This window comes from Streptomyces chromofuscus, assembly GCF_015160875.1.
In the GTDB taxonomy this organism is placed as follows: domain Bacteria; phylum Actinomycetota; class Actinomycetes; order Streptomycetales; family Streptomycetaceae; genus Streptomyces; species Streptomyces chromofuscus.
This window is the reverse complement of record NZ_CP063374.1, coordinates 2920540-2945934: the sequence shown is the minus strand read 5'-3', so window position 1 is coordinate 2945934 and position 25395 is coordinate 2920540. Positions and strand designations below refer to the sequence as shown.

At 71.1% G+C, this 25395-nt stretch carries 24 protein-coding genes, 2 tRNA genes and 3 pseudogenes; 10 read left to right on the top strand and 19 right to left on the bottom strand.

Annotation, left to right across the window (positions count from 1 at the left end):
• Positions 1-18 precede the first annotated feature (18 nt).
• From IPT68_RS13220 to IPT68_RS13185, 8 genes are all read right to left on the bottom strand, one after another.
• Positions 19-1125 (bottom strand): GNAT family N-acetyltransferase, encoded by a 1107-nt coding sequence (locus tag IPT68_RS13220; RefSeq protein ID WP_228040419.1) that lies wholly within the window; start codon positions 1123-1125, stop codon positions 19-21.
• A complete protein-coding gene (locus IPT68_RS13215; RefSeq protein WP_189701982.1) occupies positions 1122-1778 on the bottom strand; it encodes a YveK family protein in 657 nt (218 codons plus the stop codon). Before IPT68_RS13215 ends, IPT68_RS13220 begins: the two co-directional genes overlap by 4 nt.
• A complete protein-coding gene (locus IPT68_RS13210) occupies positions 1778-2941 on the bottom strand; it encodes a glycosyltransferase (protein WP_189701983.1) in 1164 nt (387 codons plus the stop codon). Before IPT68_RS13210 ends, IPT68_RS13215 begins: the two co-directional genes overlap by 1 nt.
• Positions 2941-3696: a polysaccharide deacetylase family protein gene (locus IPT68_RS13205; RefSeq protein ID WP_189701984.1), complete on the bottom strand. Its 756-nt coding sequence runs from the start codon at positions 3694-3696 to the stop codon at positions 2941-2943. Before IPT68_RS13205 ends, IPT68_RS13210 begins: the two co-directional genes overlap by 1 nt.
• Complete coding sequence (gene murJ / locus IPT68_RS13200) at positions 3680-5407, bottom strand: murein biosynthesis integral membrane protein MurJ (RefSeq protein WP_189701985.1); 1728 nt, start codon at positions 5405-5407, stop codon at positions 3680-3682. Before murJ ends, IPT68_RS13205 begins: the two co-directional genes overlap by 17 nt.
• Before the next feature lie 121 nt (positions 5408-5528).
• Complete coding sequence (locus IPT68_RS13195; RefSeq protein WP_189701986.1) at positions 5529-6893, bottom strand: O-antigen ligase family protein; 1365 nt, start codon at positions 6891-6893, stop codon at positions 5529-5531.
• Positions 6894-6899: 6 nt separating this feature from the next.
• Positions 6900-8318, bottom strand: coding sequence for an exopolysaccharide biosynthesis polyprenyl glycosylphosphotransferase (locus IPT68_RS13190; protein WP_189701987.1), 1419 nt, complete (start codon positions 8316-8318; stop codon positions 6900-6902).
• Positions 8315-9481 (bottom strand): glycosyltransferase, encoded by a 1167-nt coding sequence (locus IPT68_RS13185; RefSeq protein ID WP_189701988.1) that lies wholly within the window; start codon positions 9479-9481, stop codon positions 8315-8317. The genes IPT68_RS13190 and IPT68_RS13185 overlap by 4 nt, the downstream gene beginning before the upstream one ends.
• Before the next feature lie 404 nt (positions 9482-9885).
• Between IPT68_RS13185 and chpG the strand changes: the two genes are divergently transcribed.
• The 8 genes and pseudogenes from chpG to IPT68_RS13140 all read left to right on the top strand — a co-directional run bounded on the left by chpG (position 9886) and on the right by IPT68_RS13140 (position 14520).
• A complete protein-coding gene (chpG, locus tag IPT68_RS13180) occupies positions 9886-10125 on the top strand; it encodes a chaplin ChpG (protein ID WP_189701989.1) in 240 nt (79 codons plus the stop codon).
• Between the two features lie 245 nt (positions 10126-10370).
• Entirely contained in the window at positions 10371-11129 is a 759-nt protein-coding gene (locus tag IPT68_RS34010; RefSeq protein ID WP_228040417.1) for a hypothetical protein, read from the top strand.
• A gap of 146 nt (positions 11130-11275) precedes the next feature.
• On the top strand, positions 11276-11557 hold the full coding sequence (locus IPT68_RS13165; RefSeq protein ID WP_189701992.1) for a hypothetical protein: 282 nt from the start codon (positions 11276-11278) through the stop codon (positions 11555-11557).
• Between the two features lie 196 nt (positions 11558-11753).
• Positions 11754-12254: a DUF5949 family protein gene (locus tag IPT68_RS13160; RefSeq protein WP_189701993.1), complete on the top strand. Its 501-nt coding sequence runs from the start codon at positions 11754-11756 to the stop codon at positions 12252-12254.
• 152 nt (positions 12255-12406) lie between these two features.
• Positions 12407-12514, top strand: a pseudogene (locus IPT68_RS35205) (vitamin K epoxide reductase family protein); the annotation flags it as partial.
• A gap of 110 nt (positions 12515-12624) precedes the next feature.
• Positions 12625-13137, top strand: coding sequence for a hypothetical protein (locus IPT68_RS13150; RefSeq protein WP_189701995.1), 513 nt, complete (start codon positions 12625-12627; stop codon positions 13135-13137).
• Between the two features lie 131 nt (positions 13138-13268).
• The gene (locus IPT68_RS13145) at positions 13269-13670 is read left to right on the top strand and encodes a tyrosinase cofactor (protein ID WP_189701996.1); all 402 of its coding nucleotides are present in this window, start codon (positions 13269-13271) and stop codon (positions 13668-13670) included.
• Positions 13654-14520: a tyrosinase family protein gene (locus tag IPT68_RS13140; RefSeq protein WP_189701997.1), complete on the top strand. Its 867-nt coding sequence runs from the start codon at positions 13654-13656 to the stop codon at positions 14518-14520. The genes IPT68_RS13145 and IPT68_RS13140 overlap by 17 nt, the downstream gene beginning before the upstream one ends.
• 162 nt (positions 14521-14682) lie before the next feature.
• Here IPT68_RS13140 and IPT68_RS13135 read toward each other — a convergent pair whose 3' ends face one another.
• From IPT68_RS13135 to IPT68_RS13120, 4 genes are all read right to left on the bottom strand, one after another.
• Complete coding sequence (locus tag IPT68_RS13135) at positions 14683-14985, bottom strand: chaplin (RefSeq protein WP_189701998.1); 303 nt, start codon at positions 14983-14985, stop codon at positions 14683-14685.
• A 90-nt stretch (positions 14986-15075) separates the two neighbouring features.
• Positions 15076-15327: a winged helix-turn-helix transcriptional regulator gene (locus IPT68_RS13130; protein ID WP_308438837.1), complete on the bottom strand. Its 252-nt coding sequence runs from the start codon at positions 15325-15327 to the stop codon at positions 15076-15078.
• 160 nt (positions 15328-15487) lie between these two features.
• A tRNA-Gly gene (locus IPT68_RS13125) sits at positions 15488-15572 on the bottom strand.
• Positions 15573-15662: 90 nt separating this feature from the next.
• A complete protein-coding gene (locus IPT68_RS13120) occupies positions 15663-16064 on the bottom strand; it encodes a hypothetical protein (protein WP_189702000.1) in 402 nt (133 codons plus the stop codon).
• Positions 16065-16260: 196 nt separating this feature from the next.
• Between IPT68_RS13120 and IPT68_RS13115 the strand changes: the two are divergent.
• Positions 16261-16752: pseudogene (locus tag IPT68_RS13115) on the top strand (transposase); the annotation flags it as partial.
• An 8-nt stretch (positions 16753-16760) separates the two neighbouring features.
• Here IPT68_RS13115 and IPT68_RS13110 read toward each other — a convergent pair.
• The 7 genes and pseudogenes from IPT68_RS13110 to IPT68_RS13080 form a co-directional block, all read right to left on the bottom strand.
• A complete protein-coding gene (locus IPT68_RS13110) occupies positions 16761-17951 on the bottom strand; it encodes an IS110 family RNA-guided transposase (protein WP_189702001.1) in 1191 nt (396 codons plus the stop codon).
• A gap of 379 nt (positions 17952-18330) precedes the next feature.
• On the bottom strand, positions 18331-18615 hold the full coding sequence (locus tag IPT68_RS13105; RefSeq protein WP_228040416.1) for a hypothetical protein: 285 nt from the start codon (positions 18613-18615) through the stop codon (positions 18331-18333).
• A 334-nt stretch (positions 18616-18949) separates the two neighbouring features.
• Positions 18950-20200: pseudogene (locus IPT68_RS13100) on the bottom strand (IS3 family transposase).
• A 483-nt stretch (positions 20201-20683) separates the two neighbouring features.
• The gene (locus IPT68_RS13095; RefSeq protein WP_194074083.1) at positions 20684-20965 is read right to left on the bottom strand and encodes a hypothetical protein; all 282 of its coding nucleotides are present in this window, start codon (positions 20963-20965) and stop codon (positions 20684-20686) included.
• Positions 20966-21185: 220 nt separating this feature from the next.
• The gene (locus tag IPT68_RS13090; protein ID WP_189698493.1) at positions 21186-21578 is read right to left on the bottom strand and encodes a YcxB family protein; all 393 of its coding nucleotides are present in this window, start codon (positions 21576-21578) and stop codon (positions 21186-21188) included.
• Between the two features lie 671 nt (positions 21579-22249).
• Positions 22250-22891 (bottom strand): GntR family transcriptional regulator, encoded by a 642-nt coding sequence (locus IPT68_RS13085; protein ID WP_189698518.1) that lies wholly within the window; start codon positions 22889-22891, stop codon positions 22250-22252.
• 106 nt (positions 22892-22997) lie between these two features.
• A tRNA-Arg gene (locus tag IPT68_RS13080) sits at positions 22998-23073 on the bottom strand.
• Positions 23074-23395: 322 nt separating this feature from the next.
• Here IPT68_RS13080 and IPT68_RS13075 point away from each other — a divergent pair.
• Positions 23396-25003 (top strand): dynamin family protein, encoded by a 1608-nt coding sequence (locus tag IPT68_RS13075; protein ID WP_189698492.1) that lies wholly within the window; start codon positions 23396-23398, stop codon positions 25001-25003.
• Positions 25004-25395 lie beyond the last annotated feature (392 nt).

The following is a 25395-nucleotide window of genomic DNA, read 5'->3' as shown; positions in this document are numbered from 1 at the left end:
GACGGCGGCAGGCCCAGTTCAGGACCTGCCGCCGCCGTCACGCCCTTTCCGCAGGCGCGCCAGCTCCCTGCCCCGGCGTCGCGCTCCGGCAGCGCACACCGCCGCAGCCAGCAGCGGTGCGGTGCGCCGCCGTGCCAGGAGCAGCCGTTGGTTGACGACGGTCGTGGGCCGCCAGTGGTGCTTGTACGGCTCGTCGCCGCGCAGCAGGCTCAGCGTGCCGATCCCTGCGGTGCTGACCTGCTCGGTGCAGGCCTGAAGGAGCATCGCCGCCACGTCCGCCCTGTGCTCCCGCAGCCGCGGGTGGGCGCCGTACAGATAGCCGCCGATCAGCCGCCGCGACATCAGCGTCAGATCGACGACCACCACCTCGCGGTCCAGCCGGAACTCGGTGACCAGCGCGTCCCCGGTGCGCACCATCTCCGCCGCCGCTCGCACCAGATGGTCACGGAACCTCGGCCGCAGGTGCTCCGACGTCACCTTCCGCCCCTGCCACTGCAACCGGTGCAGTTCCAGCAGCCGCGCCAGCGCCCCCTCCACGTCGTCGGGTTTGACGACGCTCGGCTCGATGCCCAGCGTGTGCAGCCGGCGCAGTTTGGCGCGCGCCCGCTGCTGGGACTTCGACGGCAGCCGGGCGATCAGATCCGGCATCGGTACGGCCGGCAGCTCCAGGCACAGCGAGTCGCTCACCCGGTGGCGCGGCCCGCGCCACCGCTCGTACACCTGCTCGGCCGCGCCGCCAGGACGGACCTCCCGCAGGTCGATCAGCGCGGTGCGCGCCGCCGCCGCGAGCCCCTCGGTGAGCGCGGACAGCGCCGACTCCCCGTGCTCGGCGTCCACCAGGACGTCCCCGTAGTCGGAGATCGCCCCACCGAGCGGTACCAGCGACGGCAGGGGACGGGTCACCCGCATCAGCGGAGCCGCCGCGACGAGTTCGTCGCCCGCGCGCACCAGCACCAGCCGCAGCCGCCCGGGCCTGCCGTACGACAGCCACCACGAGTGCAGCCAGGCGTGGCTCTGGAACGGCGTCGCGGTCGCGGACCGCCCGTACAGGCGACCCCAGACGGGGCCGAGTTCGGCGAAGGCGGGCTCGTCGGTGACGACCTCGGTGCGGTACGACGGCTTCACAGCGTTCCGTGCGCGTCGACGGCGACGGCCGGTCCCGGCACGGCGGCGGTCCGCCCGGAGTCGTCCGTGCTTCGCCGGGGCCGTACGAGCAGGGCGAGTCCGCCGAGCAGCCCGCCCGCGCTCGCCCCGACCAGGCCGGTGACCGTGCTGGAGGCGGAGGACGGCTGGGCGGGTTTCGTGGCGCGGGCGAACTGCTGGAGCTCGACGTTGGTGGCGCCCGCGATGTCACCGGCGTGCCGGGTCAGCGCGCGGGCCACGGCGTTGGCCATGTCGGCGGCGAGGTCGGGCCGGGAGGAGGTGGCGGTGACGGCGAGCATCGGCGCGTCCGGCGAGGTCGCCGTTCGCACGCTGTCCCGCAGCGTCCTCACCGGCACGCCCGACCAGACCTGTGCGTCCCCGAGGACCGCGACCTGCGTGGCGATCCGGCCGTAGGCCTGTGCGAAGCCCAGCGCGGTGGCCGGGTCGGACTTCTCGGTCGGTACGGCGACGACGTAACTGGTGGCCGTGTACGTCGGCGTCTTCAGCATGCCGTAGGCGCCGCCGAGCAGTCCGCCGGCGACCGCGCCGGCCGCGAGCAGGGTCCAGGGCGGGAGTGTCCTGACGCGGGCGGGCAGGCCGGCCCGGCGGTGCTGTCCGGTGGGGTTCTCGGTCATCAGGTGCTGGCTCCCTGGGGTGACGGTGACGAGGGCGCCGCCTCACGCGGGGCGGCGAACGCGGTCGCGTAGACGTCCATGAGTCGGGCGGCGTTGCGGGTGATGCAGTAGTGCTGGGCGGCCTCGGGGGCCGTGCGGAGCAGGGGACCGGCCGCGCGGGCCTCGGCGACGGCGCGGGCGAACTCCGGGGCGCCGCCGGTCACCCGGCGGGCGGTGGGCGCGGTGTGCGGGGGCAGGTCCTCGATCGCCGGGCAGGAGGCGTACACGACGGGCAGCCCGGCCGCGAGCGCCTCGACCACCGCGAGCCCGAAAGCCTCCTCCGGGGACGGGGAGACCAGCAGGTCCATCGCGGCCGTGAGGGACGGCAGATCAGGGCCCGGGGAGCCGTCCGCCACGTAGGGGCGTTCGCCGGTGAACAGGACGCGGTCGGCGACACCTGCCTCGTGCGCGGTGCGGCGCAGCACGTTCGCCTCGGGGCCGCCGCCGACCAGCAACAGCCGGTATGCGCCTGGGAGGTGGGCAAGGGCCCGGATGGCGAGATCGAAGCGCTTGCCGGCGGTGAGGCGTCCGACGGCCCCGACGACGTACGCGGTCTCCGGCAGGCCGAATCGCTGCCGGGTGCGCTGCCGCCGGGCCGGGTCGAAGCGGAACCGGGCCAGGTCGATGCCGTTGGGGACGACCGCGATCCGGGCGGCTGGGACACCCCAGCGCTCCAGCCGGGCGGCGACCGTGGGGGAGACGGCGACCGTTCGGCGGCCGAGGCGTTCACTGGCGAGATACAGCGCGCGGACGCCGGCGGTCAGCCGACGGCCCTCCATCTGGGACTCGCCCAGAGAGTGCTCGGTGGCGACGACGGCCCTTATCCCGGCGAGACGGGCGGCGAGACGGCCGTAGACGCAGGCGCGGTAGAGGTGGGTGTGCACCAGGTCGTAGTCGCCGGCGCGGATGTGGCGGGTGAGGCGGGGCAGGACGCCGAGGTCCCGGTTGCCGGCCATACCCACGTGGGTGACGCGGACGCCGTCGGCGATCAGGCCGTCGGCGACCGGGCCCGGGTCGGTGAGCGTCACGACATCGCAGTCGACGGGCAGGTGCCGCAGCAGCAGCCGCAGTTGCTGTTCGGCGCCGCCGACACCGAGGCCGGTGATGATGTGCAGGGCCTTCATCACACCCCCTCCACCGGGCGGCGGCGCAGCCGGTGCAGCTTGTACTTCAGCAGCAGGCGTACGGCGGTGTCGTGCTGCCCGATGTGCAGCCGGGGCAGCGCGTGCGGGCCGGTGAGCGGGCCGGGGTCGATGGCGCAGGCGTACGCGTACCCGGCGTCCCGAACGGCGTCGACGGCCCGCCGGTCCACCGTGCCGTACGGGTAGCAGAACCCGGCGACCGGAGTACCGGTCAGCTCGGCGAGGGCCACTCTGCTTTCGACGACCTCGGCCTTGAGAGTGATGTCGTCGGCCTTCGTCAGATCCAGGTGCGTCAGACCGTGCGAGCCGATCTCGACGCCCTGCCCGGCCGCGGCCCGGATGCCGTCGGCGGTCAGCAGCGGCTTGCGCGGACCCAGCGGATCCCACGCGTTGTGTCCGCCGAGCCGGCCCGGCAGGACGAAGAGGGTGGCGCCGCAGTCGTGACGGCGCAGCACCGGAAGGGCGGCGTCGACGAAGTCGCCGTACCCGTCGTCGAACGTCAGCCCCACCAGACCCCGGTCCTCGCCCCGTTCGCGTGCGGCGAGCAACTCGGCCACGGACACGCCGCGCAGCCCCCGCCGACGCATCCAGGCCAGCTGCCGGTCCAGGCGGTCCGGGGTGACGGTGATGCGGTAGGGGTCGTCCGAGCAGTCGCCCACGGAGTGGTACATCGCCACCCACGGGACCGGGGCCGGGGAGCGTACGGCACGCGTGCCGCTGTCAACGGGAACGGACATACGGAAGCCTTCTGGTCACGGAACGTACGGAACGGAGTGCGGATGCGACGCCCTGCTCGCCCAGCGCGACGCCGAGCAGGACGAAGACGACGGCCACGGCCGCAACGCCCATGAGCAGGCCGGGCAGGGGTGCCTCGAACCGGCTCGCGGCGAAGGCGCCCGAGGCGGTGGCGCCGAAGGCGGCGCCCAGCGGTCGGCCGAGGTGCGTGAGGACATGGCGGAGGCGAAGGGGGACGACGTTGCGGGCGGTGGGGGTGCCGCCGACGCCGGTGCCGGAGTCGTCGGCGAGCCCGCTCCGGCGAGAGCTCTTTGCTCGTGCCCCGCCGAGCAGCAGCCCCGCGGTCAGGGTGATTCCGGCCGCGTTCGCCGCGGCGAGGCCGCTCACCCCCCACGGCCCCACCGTGCCCGCCCCGACAGCGGCGGTCGCGGTGATGCCCGCGGTCATCGCGGCCAGCGGATACCAGTTGGGGCGGCCGTCGCAGAAGTACGTGCGGAGCAGACCGCCGACCAGGGTCTGGCCGAGCAGGCCGAGGGCGTACACCCGCATCACGTCGGCCGTGGCCGCCGTGTCCTGGGCGGTGAACGCTCCTCGCTGGAAGAGGAGTTCGATGATCTGCGGGGCGCACGCGATGACCGTCGCCGCGCCGAGCAGCACGATGCACGCCGCCAGGGCCAGATCCCGCTCCACCCGGTCGCGGGCCCGCTCGGTGTCGCCGTCGGCGAGGGCGCGCGCGACCACCGGGAAGGTGACCGTGACGAGCATCAGCGACAGCGTCATCGGGATCTGCGCGACCTTCTGGGCGTAGTTCAGGTGCGAGATGGCTCCGGGGTCCAGGTGCGAGGCGATGAACCGTTCGACGAGGACCTGGGACTGACGGCACAGCGCGAACAGCAGCACCGCGCAGACCAGCGCGAGCCCCACCGGACGCGGCGTCTCCCCGGCGTCCGCCGGCACACCGGCGCTCTTCCTTCGCAACTGCCGCAACAGCGCGGGAAGTTGGATCGCCACCATGAGGCATCCGCCCGCCGCGACCCCGACCGCCGCCGAGCGCACCCCCCACTGCCCGCCGAGCACGAGCATCGTGGCGATGATGCCGGTGTTGTAGGCGACGTAGATCGCCGCCGGAGCCAGGAAGCGCCGGTGCGCCCGCAGCGCCGCGCTGCAGTACCCGGCGAGCCCGAAGCTCAGCACGCAGGTCGCGGTGAGCCGGGTGCAGTCGACGGCGAGGGCGTGGTCGGGCAGGCCGGGCGCGAGAGCGTCGACCAGGAAGGGGGTGCCGACGACGACCAGCCCTCCGGAGGTGACCAGGGCGAGCGACAGCCGGGGCAGGGTCGTGGCGACCAGCGCACGGACCGGGTCGCCGGGCGCGCCCTGCGCACGCCGGGACAGCGCCAGGCTGAACGCCGGGATCAGCACGAGGGCCAGCCCGTCCTCGATGAGCAGCGTGGCCGCGAACTCCGGCACCGTCCAGGCGACCAGGAAGGCGTCCGTCTCACGGCCCGCCCCGAACAGCCGGGCCAGCGCCTGATCCCGCGCGAGCCCCAGCGACGCCCCGGCGACCGAGAGCGCCGCGGTGAGCAGGGCGGCCTTGGCGAGGAAGCCGCGGGACTCGGAGGGCGGCTCGGCACCGTCCCCGGCGGGCGGCGCGGGCCGCGCGGAGGGCACGGTCGGCCGGACGGACCGCGGGGTCCGAGGAGGCGTCATGTTCATCGCGCCGGTGCCTCCTCGGGGCGCCTTCCGGCCGACGCCCACCACGCCGCACGGCCGAGACCGAGGGCGGTGAGCAGGGTCGAGGATCCGCCGGCGCCGGCGGACACGAGGTCGGTCGGCCTCATCGAGCCGCTGCCTCCTCGGGACGCCGCCCCGCCCGTGTCCGCCCGGCGCCCGCCGCATGCTGCTCCACGGGCCGCCCGCCGATCAGCGCCCACCACGCCCCGAGGCCGAGGCACAGAGCGGTCAGCACGGTCGACGGCCCCCCGATGTCGGCGTACACGAAGTCGGTCAGCTGCCACACCAGCAGGCCGCAGGCAACCAGCGCGCAGTCCAGCCCCGGCCCGGCGTCCGTCCGCCGCGCCCGTACCAACCCCAGCACCGCACACACCAGCACCGCCAGCCAGCTTCCGGCGAGTGCCAGCAGCCCGATGAGCCCCTGCTCGCTGAGCACCAGCAGGTACATGTTGTGCGGGGACAGCAGGGGCTGCCTGCGGAAGGCCGCGCCCGCGCCCTCCGTGTCACTGGCCGCGGACAGCGCGAGGGAGGCGTGAGCGTCGCGGTACTCGGGGAAGCCCTTCAGGCCCACGCCGGTCAACGGCTGTTCGCGCCACATGTCGGTCGCCGCCGCCCACATGGTGTACCGGTCGGTGACCGACTGGTCGGGCGCGTCGGTGACCTGCGTGATGCTCGCGAGCCGCTCCTGCAACAACGCCGTGCCGACCCCGAAGCCGCCGACCAGGACCACCCCGGCCGCGACCGCCGCCGCGCCCACCCGCAGCGCGCGCCGCATCCCGGCGAGCGCCAGTTGCGCCACGCAGGTCACTGCGGTCGCGATCCAGGCGCCCCGGCTGAAGGACAGCGCGAGCGGCACCAGCAGCGCCAGCGCACAGCCGGCGGCGGCGACCCGCTGCCGTACGGGTGCCCGACCGAGCGCCAGCCCGACCGCGCACACCACTCCGAACGACGCCACGCTCGCCATTCCCATGACGTCCTGCGGCCCGAAGGTGCCCACGGCCCGGATCGGCTGCCCCTGGTACGACGCACCGGTCCCGGTCACGTACTGGTGCACGCCGACCGCTCCCTGCCACCCGGCGAGCGCCACCAACGACCAGGCGAGCAGCCGGAAGTCCCCCCGGTCCCGGATCAGCAGCACCACGGCGGCCGGCACCAGCACGAACACCTGCAGATAGCGGCCCATCCCGCTGAGCCCCGTCCCTGGCGAAGCCGCCCCCATGGCCGCCACGGCGAGTCCCACGACGGGCAGCCCGAGGATCACGGCGGCGGTACGGGACAGGGGGCGCCGCCGCTGCCGCAGCAGCCGTACCACGCAGAAGCCGACCACCAGCGCCGAGGCCGCGTCGGCCGGGGTCGCACCCCCGTCGCCGCCCGGCGCGACCGGCAGCCCGAGCAGGGCGACCACGGCCACCACGGGCAGGACGGGGGAGAGGATGCGCGTGCGCGCGGCGGGCACAGCGAAGCTCATCGGCGCTCAGCTCCCCGTCGGACGCACGAGCGCGACCGCCGTGCGCAGCATGATGCACACGTCCTGCCACAGCGACCAGTTGTCGATGTACGCGTTGTCGAACCGGGCTCGGTCCTCGATCGAGGTGTCGCCGCGCAGCCCGTTGACCTGGGCGAGCCCGGTGATGCCGACCGGCATACGGTGGCGGGCCGCGTAGCCGGGGTGGGCCTGGCTGAAACGGTCGACGAAGTAGGGCCGTTCGGGGCGCGGCCCGACCAGGCTCATGTCGCCGCGGAAGACGTTCCACAGCTGGAGCAGCTCGTCCAGCGAGGTGCGGCGCAGGAAGCGGCAGAACCACGGCATGTCGTGCTCGTTCGCCACGCTCCACCGGGTCGCCGACTCGCGCTCGTCGGCCGGGCGGTGGGTACGCAGCTTCAGCAGGGTGAAGGGACGGCCGTCCTGCCCGATCCGCTCCTGCCGGAACACCACGCCCGGTCCTTCGCTGATCCGCAGCACCAGCGCGCAGGCCAGCAGCAGCGGGCTGACCCCCAGCAGCAGCGCCCCCGACACGACCACGTCCAGCACCCGCTTGCCGGGGTCGGCGCGCCGCCCGGGCCCGAGGTCCAGCCGCCGGCACGCGTACCCGGCGAGCTGTTCGCGGGCCTCGTACGACGGCGAGTCCGCATCGAGCTCCCACACCGCGCACCCCGACGCGGCGAGCGTCCGCAGCAGCGGCCCGTGCTCGGTGCGCACGGCGGGATGGACGACCAGCACGTCGCGGACGCCGTTCTGGATGAGCGCCCGGTGGACCTCCTCACCGGTCGTCAGCACCGGCAGCACCTCGGTGCCGTCCGGGTGGTCGGCGACGATTCCCACCGGCCGCACCCCGCAGCGCGGATGACGCAGGACGGCGGCGGCCACCCGCCGCGCGGTGTCGGCGGGCCCGACGACCAGCGCGGCCCGCGGCTGCCGCAGCAGCGTCACCCGCCGCCGCCAGTGCACCAGCCCGCGTCCCGCGCAGCCCGCCGTGGCGTGCGCGGCGAAACCGAGGGCCAGGGCGCCGGCCGGCAGCGCGTGCCGGGGGTCGTACGCGGCGGCCAGTGCGGCGAGCGTCAGCCAGACGATCGCGATCCGGCCCCAGACGGCGGGCAGTTCGTCCAGCATCCCCTGCCCACGCCGGGGAGACCGCCGGGGGCGCAGCAGCACCGCCCCGGCGACCAGCAGGGCCATCAGGGCGGGCCGGCTCAGCGTCAGCGCCCCCAGCACGGCCGCGCCGAGGTCGGCGCCGAGCAACGGCACCGACGCGAGCCGGTCCGTGGGACGCCGAACCGGGAGACGGAGCTCGGCGCTCCTCCCGGGGGCGGGCACGACCGTGACGGCCGCGAATCCGTGGTCCCGTGGCGGGGTGCCGGGGGCCGTAGTTTCCGCAGTACGTTCCGCAGTCACGAGTGGATGGACTCCCTGTACTCGGTGGGCGCGGCGGGCGCCGCGATCCCGGTGCCGAGGAGCGCGCGGTACACGTCCGCCATCGCCTCGGCGGCGTGCCGTACGTCGTGTGCGGCCAGCACGTGCTCGCGGCCCCGGTGGCCGAGCGAGGCCCGTAGGCGCGGGTCGAGCAGCAGCGCGGTGACGGCGTCGGCCAGCGCGGCCGGATCCTCCGGCGGCACCAGGCAGTGCGGCACGAGCGCGGGCGGCAGGCTCTCCCGGGCACCGTCCACGTCCGTCGTCACCACGGCCCTGCCGCAGGCCATCGCCTCCAGCGGGGCCAGCGCCATGCCCTCCCAGCGCGACGGCAGCACCACCAGGTCGGCCGCCTGGTACCAGGGCACGGGGTCGGCGACCGCCCCGGCGAACAGCACCTGTTGCGGCCCGCGCAGCCGCTCCCGGCCGGGCCCGTCGCCGACCAGCACCAGCCGCGCCCCCGGCACCCGCCGGGTCACCGCGGGCCACGCGGCCAGCAGTACGTCCTGCCCCTTCTGCCGGCACAGCCGCGCCACACAGACCACCAGGGGCGCCGCCGGATCGACGTCCGTCCCGAGCGAGGCCCGTACGGCGCCGGCGGCGGGACGGAAACGCCCGGTGTCGATCCCGTTCGGAACGACCGCCCACCGGGCGTCGATCCCGGCCCGCAGCCCCCTCAGCCGTTCCGCCTCGCTCACGCACACCGTGCGGTGCGCCCAGCGCGCCCCGAACCGCTCCCACGTCAGCGCCAGCGCCGCGGTCGGCCCCGTGACCGCCTCGAACGACCAGGCGTGCGGCTGGAACACCGTGGGGACGCTTCCCCGTACGGCGATCCGCCCGGCCAGCCCGGCCTTCGCGCTGTGCGCGTGCACCAGATCGGGCCGCACGTCGTCGAGCAGCCGTGCCAGTCGGCGTACCTCGCCGACGAGCGACGGTCCCGGCGCACGCGTGGCGTGCCAGTGCCGTACGTCGGCCCCCAGCCGCCGGAGTAACGCGCTCAGCCCGCTGTCCGGGCAGGCGACCGTGACCCGCAGGCCGACCGCGAGCTGGGCTCGGGTCAGGTCCGCCACTACACGGGCGACCCCGCCCTCGACGGACTGTGTGAGGTGGAGGACCCGTGGCCGAGGGTCGGTGGCTGACTGGTGCATCGCGCGGTTTCCTCGCTCACGGGTGACGCTGGACGGGCGGGTACGCGCCTCACGGCCGTATGTCGGCGGCGACGAACAGCACACCGGCCCGGGCCGCGTCCCGGTGGGAAACGAGCCGGAGGGCCGACTGGTTATCGTTTGATCGGAAACCCGCGGAAAGATCGAACATGTACGAGTAGTAACCCGTGTGTTCGAAAGGCGTGTTTCAGGGTGAGTCGGACGGTCGGAGACTCTAGCCGATATCGATACGAACCATTCGAAACCAGACAAGAGTGTCGTCATGGTGAACACCGACCCCAGGCCGGATCACCCCATTGGCGGCACAACTCCCGCGCGCTCCACGCGTTGACACAGCGCCGGGCGTCCGCCCGGATGTTTGCGTCAACCCCAAGGAGCACCTCTCCATGTCGCGTATCGCGAAGGGTCTGGTCCTGACCTCCGTCGCCGCCGCCACGGCGGCGGGCACCGCCGGCCTCGCCGCCGCCGACAGTGGCGCCCAGGCCGCCGCCGCGCACTCACCCGGTGTGCTGTCCGGCAACGTCATCCAGGTTCCCCTGCACATCCCGGTCAACGTCTGCGGCAACACGGTCGACGGCCTCGCCCTGCTGAACCCGGCGTTCGGCAACCAGTGCGAGAACGACTGACGCCGCCTCACCTCCTCGGCCGGCCGCTCTCCCAGGTGGGAGGGCGGCCGGATCGCTCTGCCGTGCCTCGAATGGGGCACGGGTGCGATGGGTCGGCGTGCGACGCCTGACGTGCCGTCCCATCAGCGATGACGGCGTTGACGCGGGCGGATTGGCGGTCGCTCGGGGTGAGGTAGCGGTTGCGGTGGGTAAGGGTCACTCGCACGGTGGACGCGAGACCCGACGCACCATCGAAAGGAACGCTCATGCGTGGTCAGCCCGTACGGCGTATCGCGTCCTCGGCACTCTGCGCCACCTTCCTCCTCGGCATCGCGGCCCCCGCTGCCGTGGCGGCCGACCACGCCTCGGCCCGGTCGCGCGCCTCCACCCCCGTCCCCGGCGCGGACGAACTGCTCCTGCAGCTCGAGTACCTGGACAACCTCGACACCGCGCTCACGCCGGTGACCGATGTACTCGACACCGTCCTCACGGACGAGGACGGTCAACTGACCGAGGAGCAGGCGAGCGAACTGGGGGACGCGGTGCGGGAGGCGATCGCGGAGATCCTGGCGGGGATGCCGGTGCTGTCGCCTTCGGTGGCGTCGCCGTCCGTGGTCCTTCCGTCTGCCCCGTCGGTTCCGGCCGCTCCGTCGACGCCTGCGGCGCCCGTGGTGCCGGCTGCTTCCGCGACGCCTGCGGCGCCGTCGTCCCCTGCGGCCCCGTCGGCTCCCGCCGCTCCGTCGACGCCCGCCGCCCCCGAGAGCCCTGCCGCTCCGGCGGCGACCACCCTGCCGGCCGCCGTCGAGGACGAGTCCGAGGCGGTGGCCGCCGACATTCCCCAGGACGCGCTCGCCGAGCTCGAGAAGGTGGTCGCCGACCTGCTGGAGGCGGCCACCTCCGGTGTGGTGACCCAGGTGGTCCCGGCGGCCACGAACGTCCTGACCGACCTGGTCGACGTCCTCACCGTCGCGCTGGGCGGCGCGCTGCCCGAGCCGAGCCGGTCGGCGCGGACGCCCGCTCCCTGAGAAAGCCCGGACAACGGCCGGACACCGGTGGTGGTATCCCGCTGTTATATGAGGAAGCGGAACGCCGTTTCCGCTCCCTGCGGGACTCGTTGGGCACGGCGTCAGATTTCCCTGCGGCGGCGGAAGTCGCCGACGAAAGGAACACGATGAAGTCCCTGAAGGCTGTCGCCGTCGTTGCCGGATCCCTGGTCGCTGCGGGTGTCGCCACGCCCGCGTTCGCCGCCTACGACCCCGCCGACATGACGCCCACCAGCCTCAACGGCGCCGTGAACACGATCACCAAGGGCCCCATCGACGTCTCGCCGCTGAAGCACCAGTCGCATGCGCTCGACACCGAGAACAAGGACTCGGTGCTCGCCACGGTGAAGGAAACCACCACCACGCTGAACGAGAGCAAGCTGCTGGGGGGCCGGCCGAAGAAGCGCTGAGAGGGTCCTCCCCAGTGTTCCCGCAGGGCCGTGCGCCACGAGGGCCGATTCCGTTCCCCGCCGGAGTCGGCCCTTTCGGCCCCTCGCGCGCGACTCCCGGGACGTACCCCTCGTACGGGTGGACCCGCGCGAGGCTCTGGTCCGTTCGGGTGAGCACTCGGCCGGCCCCGTTCCGGTCCGTGGGTAGGGTCGCGCGGTGACCACAACCCCCAGTGAAGCCCGCCCGTTCCACCCCGCCGACCTGGGCACGCTCGTCATCATGCCGTGGACCGGAAAGGTCGGGGACGGCAACGACATGCCCTATCTCCTCGTCTGCTCCCGGGGGGACGCCCCCGATGGTCCGGACGCCGCGAGCGCCGCGGTCGAGAGACTGCTCAACGACATCGGTCTGTCGCTCGGCGAGGACCTGATCGACGGTGCCGCCCGGCCCGGCCTCCCGGTCAGCCTGCTCGTCGTGGCCGGCCAGGCCGTCGTCACCATGCCTCGCCTCACGTCCCAGTGCGCGGTCCCTCCGGCCTGGCTGACGGCCGCGGCCAAGCGGGGTTGCGCCTACTTCCTGTTCGCGACGCGCCCCTGGCCCGATCCCCGGGTCGGCCGGACCGTCACCGCCGATGCGCTGCGCGAGTTCGTCACCGCCGAGGAGACCGTACAAACCTCCACGCATCTGCTTCTGCCGGCGCGCAGCCTCCGGCGATGAGGGCGCGCCCTGCCGGGCAGCACACGGGCCGGGCCGTGGGCGCGGGGACCGGCCGGGCCTTCGCCCTCCTGCTGGTGGTCACGGGAGCGGCGGCACTGCTCGTCTGCCGGCCGGCGCGGCCTTGCCCGCTGGTACTGGCTGACCTTCGGCGCGGGCGGCTGCGGACGTTCTTCGCCCGACGCACACGGTTGACGGTGCTGCATCTGGGATTTTTCGGCCTGTTCATCCTGACGCGATGGTGGGACTTCTGGACGAGCTGAACCTCGTATTACTGCGGCAGTCGGGCGAATTGTGCGCTGGCGGTGTTTTCCGGCTCGTTACTCGGTACGCACCCACAGCTCGCTGAATTCCGAAAGGGACCGCATCCCAGATGAAGTCGACCACCCGAGGAACCCTCGCCGCAGTGCTCACATGTGTGGCGGTCGCCGCGACAGGTGCCGCCACGGCCTCGCCCGCCGCCGCGGTTCCCATCCCTGTGCCTCTGGAGGGCGCCGAGAACGCCCTCGGTATGGAGCTGCCTCAGATCGGTGCCGAGATGCCGACGCCGAGGCCGGGGGTGCCCCAGACGCCGCGGTACGTCGAGGGCCGTCTCCTCCCCGAGCGGACGCTCCCCCGTCTGCCGGTCAACGGGGGTCTGCCCGGCGCGGGCGTGCGCGCGCCGCTGCCGCGGGCTCTCGGTGACGAGTTCGACCACGTGGCGCTGTCCGCGCCCGCCTCCGACCTGCGCACCCTCACCCCGGGCCTCGACGTGGACGCCCCCCTCACCGCCCCCAGCCCCGGCAAGGCCGGCCTGCCCGAGCCGAAGCTGCCCGAACTCGGCCTCCTGGCACCGGAGTTGCAAACGGTCCCGGGCGCGAACCTGATGATGGGCCCCGGGCTGTAGGACGTTCCAGGGCTCGGGCGGCGGCGCCCGGGCCTTTGGGCTGTCCGGGCCGTGACGGTGACCGGGTGCGGCATCGCGCGGTTACTCCGGTACGACAACCGAACCGGAGGAACCGGAGGAGGAGCACACATATGGTCTTCAGGGCGGGAACGGCGGTGGACGCGGCGGGCGGCGGAGGGGCAGCGAGAGCGGGACGGGGGTTCGGAGGGGGTGCGCGGCGGGATGTCGTACGTGGTCTGCTCGGGTCGTTCGCCGCCCTCCTGGCGGCCCCTGCGTGCCGCCCCACCGGCAGTGGCGCGGCGTTCGACGAGACATACCGCGGCCGTCGGATCCGGGGCTCCGGGAGCCAGGTCACCGTGGACGGCCGCCCGCTGCATCTGATGCGCCGTGCCGACGGCACCTGGCTGAGCATGGTCGACCACTACTGCTCGTACCCCACCCCGCTCGAAGCGGCCCGCGCGGCCGTCGACGAGCTGGGCCCGGCAGAGCTGCTGCCGCTGACGGAGGGTGGTCTTCATGGCGTACACGCGTAAGGACGTCAGCACGCTGACCGCCAGTGAGAAGCGCCGGTTCGTCAACGCGCTGCTGACGCTGAAACGGCGGGGCGAGTACGACGAGTTCGTGCGGCTGCACATCGAGCACTACGTCGCCGACGGCGAGAACGGTCTGCGTACGGCCCACATGGCGCCGTCCTTCCTGCCCTGGCACCGCCAGTTCCTGCTGGAGCTGGAGCGGGCGTTGCAGCGGGTGGATCCGTCGGTGACGGTGCCGTACTGGGACTGGACCCGCGACCGCGGGGTGACGTCGGTGCCGTGGACGACGGACCTGTTGGGCGGCAACGGGCGGCGGTCGGACCGGCAGGTGACGACCGGGCCGTTCGCGTACGCGGAGGGCAACTGGAGGCTCAACGAGAACGTGACGGACGTGCGGTTCCTGACCCGGGACCTCGGCCGGGCCCGGGACCCGATCCGGCTGCCCACGAAGAGCGACGTGGAGTGGGCGCTGCAGGACCCGGTGTACGACGTCTGGCCGTGGGACTCGACGGTCGGAAAGGGATTCCGCAACAAGCTGGAGGGATGGGGCGCCGGGCGGGGCAGCGTCTCCTGGAGGAACCACAACCGGGTGCACCGGTGGGTCGGCGGAGCCATGGTCGGCGGTGCCTCCGTCAACGACCCGGTCTTCTGGCTGCACCACGCCTTCGTCGACCTGCTGTGGTCGCGCTGGCAGCGACGGCACCGCGCGCACCGGTATCTGCCGGCCGGGCCGCCCGCGCGGGACGATCCGCAGCGCGGGCGTGTCGTGGCACGGCACCAGCCGTTGCGGCCGTGGGACGTGACGCCAAATCAGCTGGAGGACCACGAGAGGTTCTACCGCTACGGGTGAGCAGGTAGGTCGCGCGGACAGGCGGAGAGGCGGACAGGCGGAGAGGCGGACAGGCGGAGAGGCGGACAGGCGGAGAGGCGGACAGGGGAGAGCCCCGGCGCTCGAGGGTGCCGGGGCTCATCGAGGTACGGGGAGGTACCTCGGGGGTACTGACGGGGGCGCTCAGTTCCCGTAGGCGACGGTCGCCTTCTTCTCGGCGGCCTTGTTCTTGTCCTTGTCCTTGCCGCCGTTGTTCTCGCAGCGGTTGCCGAAGGCCGGGTTCAGCAGCCCGCCCACGTTGACGGTGTTCCCGCACACGTTGATCGGGATGTGGATCGGGATCTGGACGACGTTGCCGGACAGCACGCCGGGCGAGCCGATGGCCGCCCCCTCGGCCTCCGCGTCCGCCATGGCCAGACCGGCCCCGCTGAGGACCATGGCGCCCGCGCCGAGGGCGACACCGGCTGCCTTCGCGATGCGTGACATCACGTTCTCCTTATTGACTCGGTGAGCGCGGCAGCAGGAGGTGCCGCCGACTCCCCGTTCAACGCGGGCAGCCGGACAGGGTCACGGTGATCATCTGGGGATCACCCTTTTTGAACTGGGGATTCGCCGTCGAACGATCCGCCGGGCTTGCCGGTCTCCGGGCAGGTTCTCGGCGGACCGGCGGGCGAGCGCGGTGAAGATCGACGCGAGTCTGCGGCCGAGGTCGCCGATCTCGTGCTCCACCCGGGGTGGCACGTCCGGGTGGCGGGCACTGATCACCGGGCCGTCGCGCTCCATCCGGCGCCGCCGCCGGGTGAGGACCTCGGTCCACCGGCTGAACACGATGTCCAGCGCGGGAGACACTGGACGGGCCAGGGGTGCCAAAGATCATTCCAGAGGTGCTGAGGATCACCCCGGGGGTGCTGAGGATCACCGAACCTCCGCGCTCTGATTCCGATGGCCTGCCCGAACAGCAAAAGCCCTCCGGAGGGAGGGCGGAGACTGGCGCCCCCGGCAGGACTCGAACCTGCGGCCAAGCGCTTGGAAGGCGCGCTGTCTATTCGTTGCATGGTTGCCGCTGACCTGGCCCTACGTGCTGCTTGACCGTGCCTTGCCTGCCAACTTCGACACGCATTCGACACTGTCGCTGCTGGGCGTGCGGGCTGCGGTACGTGCGGCTACAGGTCTTTAAAGGCGTCTTCGCCGGGTCGCCAGGTCATCCAGGAGTGATCAACGAAACCGTTGAGCGTCGCGATCTCTGGACCGACGAGTTCGCTCTCGGCGGGGTGCAGCTCGATGGAGCCGGTCACGAAGTCGACCGCGACCCCAATGCCGGTCTCCTCGTGAGTGGCGGTCACAATCTGAGAGATGAGTCCTCGTAGCGCGTCGGTCCAGCCGGCCTCCGTCGGTGAGAACCGTTGTCCCGACAATTTGACCGTGGGCAGTACGTCGCATGTGAGCACGGGCATGTCGTCGGTCGGGCCGTCGAACCGTAGTTGGACATAGTCCAAGACGAATTGCACCGAGTACAGTCGGAAGCCGACGAGTCGGGTAAGTAGGAAGTTCAGCTCATATGCCACTGCAGGGAGTCTAGGGGGAAGGCAGGGATACGCGGCCCGCTGTGACAGCAGTGTGGGGTAACCATGGTGCGCAGGTCGCCGGCGTATCTCGACTGCGGTGAAGCGTGGTTGAGCGCCCCGTCGGCAACGGCAATGGTACGCGACCTCTTCTTCCCGAAGCAACTCGGGCGGGGGGCTCTGCCTTGGCCTGGCGTGATTCTGCGCCAGCCACAGCCGCTTCTTCTGGGGCCTGCGCCTGCACCTGGTGTGCACTCTGCAGGGCCTGCCGATCGCCTTCGCCCTGACAGGGGCCAAGGCCGACGAACGCGAGACCCTGCTGGACCTGCTCGCCGCCGAACCGGACCTGATCGCCGCACGGCCCGGACAGACGCTGATCGGCGACAAGAACTACTTCGGCCGCGACTTCGAGCACCAGTTGGCCGAGCAGGACGTCCGGCTGCTGCGGCCGGCCCGCAAGGGCGAGCTGGAACGGCCTGGCGCCCCGCTGTTCAAGCCGTTGCGGCAGGTCATCGAGTCGGTCAACGAGACCTTCAAGGGCCAGCTCAACCTCGAACAGCACCGTGGTCGCACACCGGGCGGCGTGATCGCCCGTGTCATGCAGCGCATCCTCGTGCTGACCGCCGCGATCTGGCACAACGATCACACCGGCCAGCCCGTCACGCGGGCATTGACCGTCTACGATTCCTAATCTCTTTGTCAAGCAGCGTTCGTGACGGGGGGTATGGGTTCGTAGCACCGTCCGTCGCGCAACAGGGCCCACAGGACGTTGACCCGGCGGCGGGCAAGGGCGAGGACGGCTTGGGTGTGCCGCTTGCCTTCGGCGCGTTTGCGGTCGTAGAAGCGGCGGGACTCGTCACAGCAGCGGATGCTAATCAGCGCGGAGGTGTAGAAGACGCGCTGGAGCCGCCGACTGTAACGCCTGGGCCGGTGCAGATTGCCACTGATCTTGCCCGAGTCGCGCGGAGCCGGGGCGACGCCGGCGAACCCGGCGAGGCGGTCCGGGCTCTCGAAAGCCATCATGTCGCCGCCGGTGGCGGCGAGGAACTCAGCGCCGAGCAGGGGCCCGATGCCGGGCATGCTCACGATCACCTTGGCGTGCTTGTGCTCGCGAAACCGCGCCTCGATGAGCTTGTCGATTTCGGCGATCTGCTCGTTGAGGCGCATCACCTCCTTGGCGAGCGTGTGCACGAGCTGGGCCGTCGGCTTCTCCCCGGTCACGCTGGTGTGTTGGCTCTCGGCGGCTGCCAGGGCTTTCTCGGCAAGCTCGGCAGCACTGCGGACTTTCCTGTTGCGCAGCCAGGTCTCCAGCCTCCGGGCCCCGGTCCTGCGGATGGCGGCTGGGGTCTGGTAGCCGGTCAGCAGGATCAGCGGGCCGGCATTCGTTAGGTCCAGAGCCCGATCCAGAGCGGGAAAGATGCTGGTGAGGTGGTTGTGGAGCCGGTTGATCACGCGGGTGCGGTCGTCTGTGAGGTCGCGGCGATGGCCAGTGTGGACCTTGATCTCGGCGACCAGTTCGTCACCGGGCCGCACGGGTTGCAGGTCCCGGCGGATCCGGGCCTGGTCGGCGATGATCGCGGCGTCCTTGGCGTCGGTCTTGCCTTCGCCCCAGTAGCCCTCGGAGGCGCGGCTGACGGCCCGGCCGGGGATATAGAGCGTGTGCTGTCCGTGGTTGAGCAGCAGATCGATCAGCAGGGCGGCGCCGCCATCAGCCAGGTCGATGCCCCAGGTGACCTCATCGCCCAGGGCTAGGACGTCGGCCAGGAGCTTCAGCAACTCCGTCTCGTCGTTGGCCACTCGCCGCGACAGCAGCCGCTTGCCAGTGTCGTCGATCACCACGCAGTGGTGATGGGTCCGGCCGGCATCGATGCCGGCCCAAATCGCTGTCACGCGCTCTCCACGGGTCGCTTGCTTACCTGCACCACAGACGACCTCGCTGGCGAGTCCCTACTCAGCGATCGGATGCAATTCCTAATCAGCAGCCGAGTCGTCGGGGGTGTCGGGCGGCGAATCGTAGGAAGCCACGGACGGCAGACCACTGAAAGCCACACCCGACACCCCTGGGTGAGCCAACCCTACGAATGGCTCGCTCATCCCGATCAACAAGGTAGGGATCACTGACCCCTTGGAATAGATCATCTAGGGCTTGCCGTGCCTGTCACCTGCGCTGATGGTCCGCTGACGTCCGTGGTTGTTCGCGGTTGTGCGTCGTGGTTGTCACGCAGTTAGACACTCAGGGCGCCTCGCGTCCGGGGCCGTGGCGCAAGTTCTAGAGGCCGCGTAGTGCCTCGTACAGGTCACCGTATGCGGCCCAACAGTCGATGCTGCCGTCGTCGTACAGGCTGCCCATGTACCAGTCGTCGTCATCGACGGGCTTCACGAGGCACAGACCGTGGAACCCAAGAACGATCTCTGGGCGCAGGGCCTCGTGGGCTCCGGGGCCAGCCACCCAGTTCACCGTCCGTTCGGTGTCCAGGACGACAGCCTCTTGATCCCCGGACACGTCACGGATCCGCTGAAGGGTCCACTGCGCGGGCAGTTGAGCGTGTGTCACTCCCAGATGGTCTCACCAGCCATCTGCACCACCGCTTTAGGAGAGAGGCGGGGGCGCTCAGCCGGTGACCTGCGGCTTCTTGGGTTGAGCTAGCGGGCACGGATGCCCCCGCTCGTCCCCACTGTTGACCGTGGCTGACCCCTGCATCTGGCACGACTGTGGCACGCGACCTCTTCGTCCCGAAGCAACTTGGGTGGGGCTGAGCCTTGGGCGGCTCCACCTCTCACCCTGTGCTGATGGTCCGCAGGCGTTCGCGCTCGTCCGCCGCTGTTCGTCAGCGTTGTCACGCAGTTAGAAGCCGTATCTCTGAACCGCCCCGGGTTCGGTAGAGATCTCAGATTGTGGTTGTGACCTGGGGTTTCGTGAGTTCCGTGTAGTAGTTGGCTTCGTACTCGACGGGCGGGATATGGCCTATCTCACCGTGGAGTCGGCGGTGGTTGTACCAGTCGACCCATTCGGCGGTGGCCAGCTCGACCTGGGAAAGTGTCTTCCAGGGCCGCTGGGGCTTGATCAACTCGGTTTTATACAGGCCGATCGCCGATTCCATCAGGGCGTTGTCGTAGGCGTCGCCGACCGAGCCGATGGACGCGGCTATGCCGGCGGCGTCCAGATGCTCGGCGAGCCTGAACGACGTGTACTGCGACCCTGCATCCGAGTGATGGATCAACTCGCCTGGTCGGCTGGGTCGTTGCTCGCGGTCGCGTTGCCAGATCGCCATCTCCAGGGCGTCCAGGACGAAGACGGTCTCCTTGACGGTGGCCGCCGACCAGCCGACGATCCGGCGGGAGAAGGTGTCTACGACGAACGCGACGTAGACGGTCGCCGACCAGGTCTTCACGTGGGTGAAGTCCGCCACCCAGCAGCGGTTGGGGGCGGCGGCGACGAAGTCGCGGTCGAGACGGTCGGGAGCTCGTTCGACCTGCCCGCCGGGAAGCGTGGTGATCACACGCTTGCCGCGGACCGCCCCCTGGATGCCCATCTCACGCATCAGGCGTTCGACGGTGCACCGGGCCACGACGCGTCCCTGCCGGTTCAGCTCACGCCAGACCTTTCTCGCCCCAGACACGGTAGTTGGCGGTGTGGACCTGGCTGATCAGCTCCTTGAGCTGAGCGTCCCGCACCGATCGTGCGGATGGGGCGGCCAGTCGTTTCTTGTGGGCATAGTAGGTGGAAGGGGCGATCTTGCAGTCGTACTCGGTGAGCGTCCTGCAGATCGGCTCGACACCGCCGAAGCGGTCCCGGTGCTCGTCGATGAACGCTACGAGCGCGTGTGTGGCCGGTCGAGCTCGGCCGCGAAGAAACTTGCCGCGGCCTTGAGGATCTCGTTGGCCCGCTTGAGTTCGGCGTTCTCCTTCTTCAGCGCCTTGAGCTGGGCAGATTCCTCCGTCGTCGTCCCCGGGCGCTGGCCCGCGTCGATCTCGTGTTGCTTCACCCAGTTCCGCAGCGTTTCGCGGGAGCCGATGCCGAGCTTCTCCGTCACCGCTTGCAAGGCGGCCGTCTCGTTCGGGTAGTCGTCGCGCACCTCGGCGACCATGCGCACCGCACGGCGGCGGAGCTCAAGCGGGTAACGGGAAGGTCGTGCCATGACTCGATCCTTTCATGAAATCGAGTCTCTATTCGAACCGGGGCGGTTCACTTTGTGAGCTGAGTCTTCGCTGGTCAGGAACGGTGGGCTCGTGCGCTTGGTGATCGTCGTTTGTCGTCATTGACCACTGCCGAGCGGCCTCGGACGGTCCAAGGACGGCCCAGCCTCGGCGCACTCCGCTGACGGCCGGCACTTCGATATGACCCGTCTGAAGCTCAGCCGACGACAGTCAGTCACGATGGCGGGCGCGTCGACCGACCACACACGCGTATGCCTCGCTGCACCCCACCGCCTCAGCCAGACTGCCGCTGGCGTCGACCACAGCACGCCAGGACGGCCAGCCCGTGACGACGCTTCCTGAACCCTCAGCCTGGGAAGCTGCCTGCGTTTGCGGCCGGTTCGGGCAATGACCTGGGCGAACGTCGCGGGCGTGGCGTCGTCGGGCGCGGCGGATTTCACCGTGATTCCCGGCTACTCCCCGCTCTATCTGGTGCGCTTGTGGTGCGGCGGGTCCACTGCACTGTCGTCTGGAGCCGGCTCAATGACGTCGGCCCAGAGCAGATCGCCCCACGGGTTTCCCTCCACGCCGAGGCGTTCCGCGACGACATCATCGAGGAACCTCGCGTGAGCCACCTCAACCGCTTCGCCCGGCCACCACAACGAGTCGCACTCGGTGCACAGCGAGAAGGGTGCCCCATCGGCCTTGAAGCGGTACGGGTGCACCCAGTCCTGCCCGCAGCGCGGACAGACTCGTTTGACTGGCATGACTTTCACGGTATCCCAGCGGGGACGCACTCTTTCCAACTGTGTTGGCGGTGTGGTGCGCTGTGTGCTGGGGCGTTCATCTGGGTTCATCCAAGGCTGACCGCCAACGTGAGTCGGCCTCGTGATCTCTGTTGAACGGCTGTGAACGCAGCTGAATGAGACGGAAACTGAGACGGTCCCCAGCAGGAGGTACCTCCCGTGCGGGCTCACAGACCTTCGTCTAGAGCCGCTTCAGGTTCCGGTCCAGGATCGCCCGGAGCCGGTCAACGTCCGCAGGGTCCTGGGCGCCCCGCTTGGGCAGTACCGCGACGCCGGCCGCGCGGTCGCCACCCAGCAGTACGAAGAGCCCGGGCGTCTCCAGATACTCCCGGAACACCGTCCACTCCACGGTGAAGGACACCCGCTCGCCGGTGCTGACCGCGCCGCGGTCGTCGGCCACCATGCGGCACTGCCCGTACGGATCCACGATGCTGAACAGGCGGCGGGCCATGGTGCGCAGCCCTCGCACAGTGGCCCAGAACGCGATTGGCACGGTGAGCACCAGCGAGATGATCCACACGGGCAGTGGGGCATCCTGGAGAACCGAGAAGACGCTCACAGCGATGGCTGCCACGAGCGGCGCCATGAGTGCCTGGGCCCGCCCCGACGGTGATCGACGGGCTCGCGCACGGAGCGCCTCTTCGAAGTCCGCTGCCGTTGGCCTGTAGACGAACTCCACGGCCGTACCGGAGTCCGTGTGCTGATGTGAGGGATCCCCGCCCTTGCTGTCCATGGGCAGGGATCGTAGCGAGGAGCTGTGAGGCGGATCCGACCAGCTGGGCCAAGGTCCACCGTGCCCTTGGCTATCGCCGGGCGACGAGTGGGCACTCAGCTTGGGAAGCTGCGGTCATTTAGGGCTGACTCGGGCGTTTACCTGGGCGGACGCTGGGCTGCAGCCTCCTCGGCGTCGATGGTTTTCACCGTGGTTCCCCGCTGTTCCCCGCTCGATCTGGTGCGCTTGTGGTGCAGCGGTGTTGTCAGCGCTCGCCCGTACCCTACGAAGCATTGGGTCGGTCTGCTACCGCTGTACGGCGAGAGCGCGACCAAGGGGGGTGGCTCAGAAGAGGTCCCCGAGCCACGTCGGTCCGGGACTTCGTGAAGCTCCGACACCACCCCCCTCCCAAGCCTCCGGGGACGTGCGCGCTTTCCGACTGTGTTGGTGCCCCACGGGACCGCGTACAGGGTCGTGGTTGTTCCCCGCTCGATCGGGCGCGCGAGGGGCACGGAAGGGGCACGCGCGGACGGCTATCGAGAGATCGGAATCTCGTAGACGATCTCGCAGAGCGCGGCGGGTACCACGATGTCCGCGGTCTCTACAGGTCGCCCGTCGTCGCTGTAGTACGTCCGCCGAATGTGTGTGACGAGCGCGCCCTTCTGGATGCCGAGGAGTGAGGCCTCCTCGGTGGTCGCCTGCCTTGGCTCCGGCTGCTCCACGGCGTGGGTGACGGTGACGCCGATCTCCGCCATGCGGTTCACGACCCCTGCCCCGGCGTGCGGCCCTCCTTCAGGGAGGACGACGAGTGTGCCGGCGGTGAGGTCGTACGGCTCCCAGCTCGTCGACAGCTGCACAGGCCTGCCGTCGGCGAGGAACTCGTACGCCGTCCGCACGCACAGCTCACCTTCGGCGATACCGAGACGCGTGGCGATCTCGGCCGGTGCCGGAACCTTGGCCTCGGTCCGGCTCTCCCAGTCGCCCTGCCTGCCCACGGCCTTCATGTCCGCCCGGAACGGGGAGCCGTCGGGCTGCTCGCGCGCCGATGACCGGACCACCCGTACGCGCTGCCGTGGCTCGGCGACGTAGGTGCCGGAACCGGCGCGACCTTCCAACACACCTTGGGAGATCAGCAGCTCCTGCGCTCGGCGCACCACGTTGTCGCCGACGCACAGCCCCGGAGTCTGCCCTTGATCACGGAGAGGGCTTCCGGGGCTGACGCGTGTCGCGCTTCACCCGCTCTGACCAGCAAAAATGCCCTCCCGGAGGGAGGGCGGAGACTGGCGCCCCCGGCAGGACTCGAACCTGCGGCCAAGCGCTTAGAAGGCGCCTGCTCTATCCACTGAGCTACGGGGGCCGGGTGTGTGGCCTCTGTCGTGGGTGCCCGGGTGTGGGCCGATCCGTGACGTTGCCGGGGACAAGGATAGGGGCTCCCGCATCCTGGACCCTGCTGCTTCGCCTCCGTGGCTCCATGTGGAGGTTCGGTGAAGCGGTCCTGATAATCGCAGGCAGGTACGAATCGTGCATCGCTTTTGACGCCTCACGTGCCGGGTGTTGTGCACTCGTTATGCCTCCACTGTGTCCGTGTCCCGGTCACCCCTTCCGTCCCTTGTGTTCCGTCGGCGCGCAGACATGCTCATATGCTTCAGATATCCCGTAAAATTGGGCATTCTTCGCATGTGGTGACCTTGGACGTACGGCCTCAGCTGCTCGACGCACTTTCCGCGCTACGCGACCGCGTCGCCGCCGCACGCTTCCCGCTACCCCTGGCGGGCGCCCCACGCGCGCGTGCCAACCGCGACGAACTGCTCGCCCAGCTCGACGACTACTTGGTGCCCCGCCTGAGAGAGCCCGAAGCGCCCTTGCTGGCCGTCGTGGGAGGCTCCACGGGCGCCGGCAAGTCGACGCTCGTGAACTCGCTCGTCGGCCGCAGAGTGAGCGAGGCCGGCGTCCTGCGACCGACCACCCGGACGCCCGTACTGGTCTGCCACCCGGAGGACCATCACTGGTTCAGCGGCATGCGCGTCCTGCCCGACCTCACGCGCGTGTGGGTGCCCCACCACGAGTCCGACGACGATCTGCTGGTTCCCGGCCAGAACCCCGCACGCGTCCTGCGGATCGAGACCGCCGAGACCCTGCCCCGTGGCCTCGCCCTCCTCGACGCGCCCGACATCGACTCCCTGGTCGCCGACAACCGCACCCTCGCCGCCGAGCTCATCTGCGCCGCCGACATCTGGATCATGGTCACGACGGCCGCCCGGTACGCCGACGCCGTCCCCTGGCACCTGCTGCGCACCGCCAAGGAGTACGACGCCTCCCTGATCACCGTCCTCGACCGGGTCCCCCACCAGGTGGTCGCCGAGGTCTCCCGGCAGTACGCCGCCCTGCTCACCAAGGCCGGTCTCGGCGAGGTCCCCCGCTTCACCGTGCCGGAGCTGCCCGAGTCCGCCTGGGGCGGCGGCCTGCTCCCGGCCACCGCCGTGGCGCCGTTGCGCACCTGGCTCGTCCAGCAGGTCCAGGACCCCGCCTCCCGCCGGCAGGTCATGGCCCGTACGGCGTACGGCGTCCTCGCCTCGCTCAAGTCCCGGATGCCCGAACTGGCCGGCGCCGCCGCCGCACAGTACGCCGCCGCCCTCCGCCTCACCTCCGCCGTCGACCTCGCCTACGACAGCGAGCACGCGCGCGTACGGCAGCGGCTGCAGTCCGGCGCCGTGCTCGCCGGGGACGCCCTGAAGCGCTGGCGGGCCTTTCCGCTCGACTGCACCGCCGGTGAGCTGCTCGACGCCCTCGTGGAGAGCCTCGGCGCGCTCCTGCTGTGCGCCGTCACGGCCGCCGACGAGCGTGCCGACGAGTCCTGGCGGCGCGAGCCCGCGGCCCGCGCCCCGGAGCTCGTGGACCACGAAGAGTCCCCGGAGAAGGCCGAGCACCGGATCGGGATGGCGGTACGGCGGTGGCGGCGCGAGCTGGAGGAGTACGCCGAGGACGAGGTGCGCGACCTCGACCGCGGCGTCGCGCCGGATCCCGAGGTGATCGCGGCCTTGGCGGTCACCGCGCTGCTGGGCGGCCGCCGGGCACGCTCGGCGGGCGAGGGGCTCGCCGAGCGGATCGGCGCCCACGGGGCGCTGCGGCTGCGAGACCGGGGCGGACGGCTCCTCATGGAGTGCGTGGACCGGGTCATGCACAACGAACGCGAGCGCCGCCTCTCGCCCCTCGACGCCCTCGACGTCCATCCCGAGCCGCAGGCCGAACTCATCGCCGCCTTGTCCGTACTGCAGAAGGAGAGGTGACCGGTGACTGCCGTCACTGACCAGGACCACACGGCATACGCCGATCCCGAGCAACCGGAAGGGCCCGAAGTGTCGGAAGGGTTCGAGCACGTGGAAGGACCCGAGCGGGTGGAAGTTCCGGACCAGGTGGGAGCTCCCCGAGAGGTGGGAGTTCCACGAGAGGTGGAAGCTCCGCAAGAGGGTGAAGCTCCGCAAGAGGTGGGAGTTCCACGAGACATGGAAGCTCCGCAAGAGGTGGCAGCTTCGCAGGAGGTGGAACGGGCCGCTGTGGAGGGAGAGCAGCGCGAGGACGGACGCGAGGACCGACGCGAGGACGCGCGCGTGGAGGAGGGTGACTCCGAGGCGCGTGACTCCGACGCCCGTGACTCCGAGGGGACTGCCTCTGAGGATCG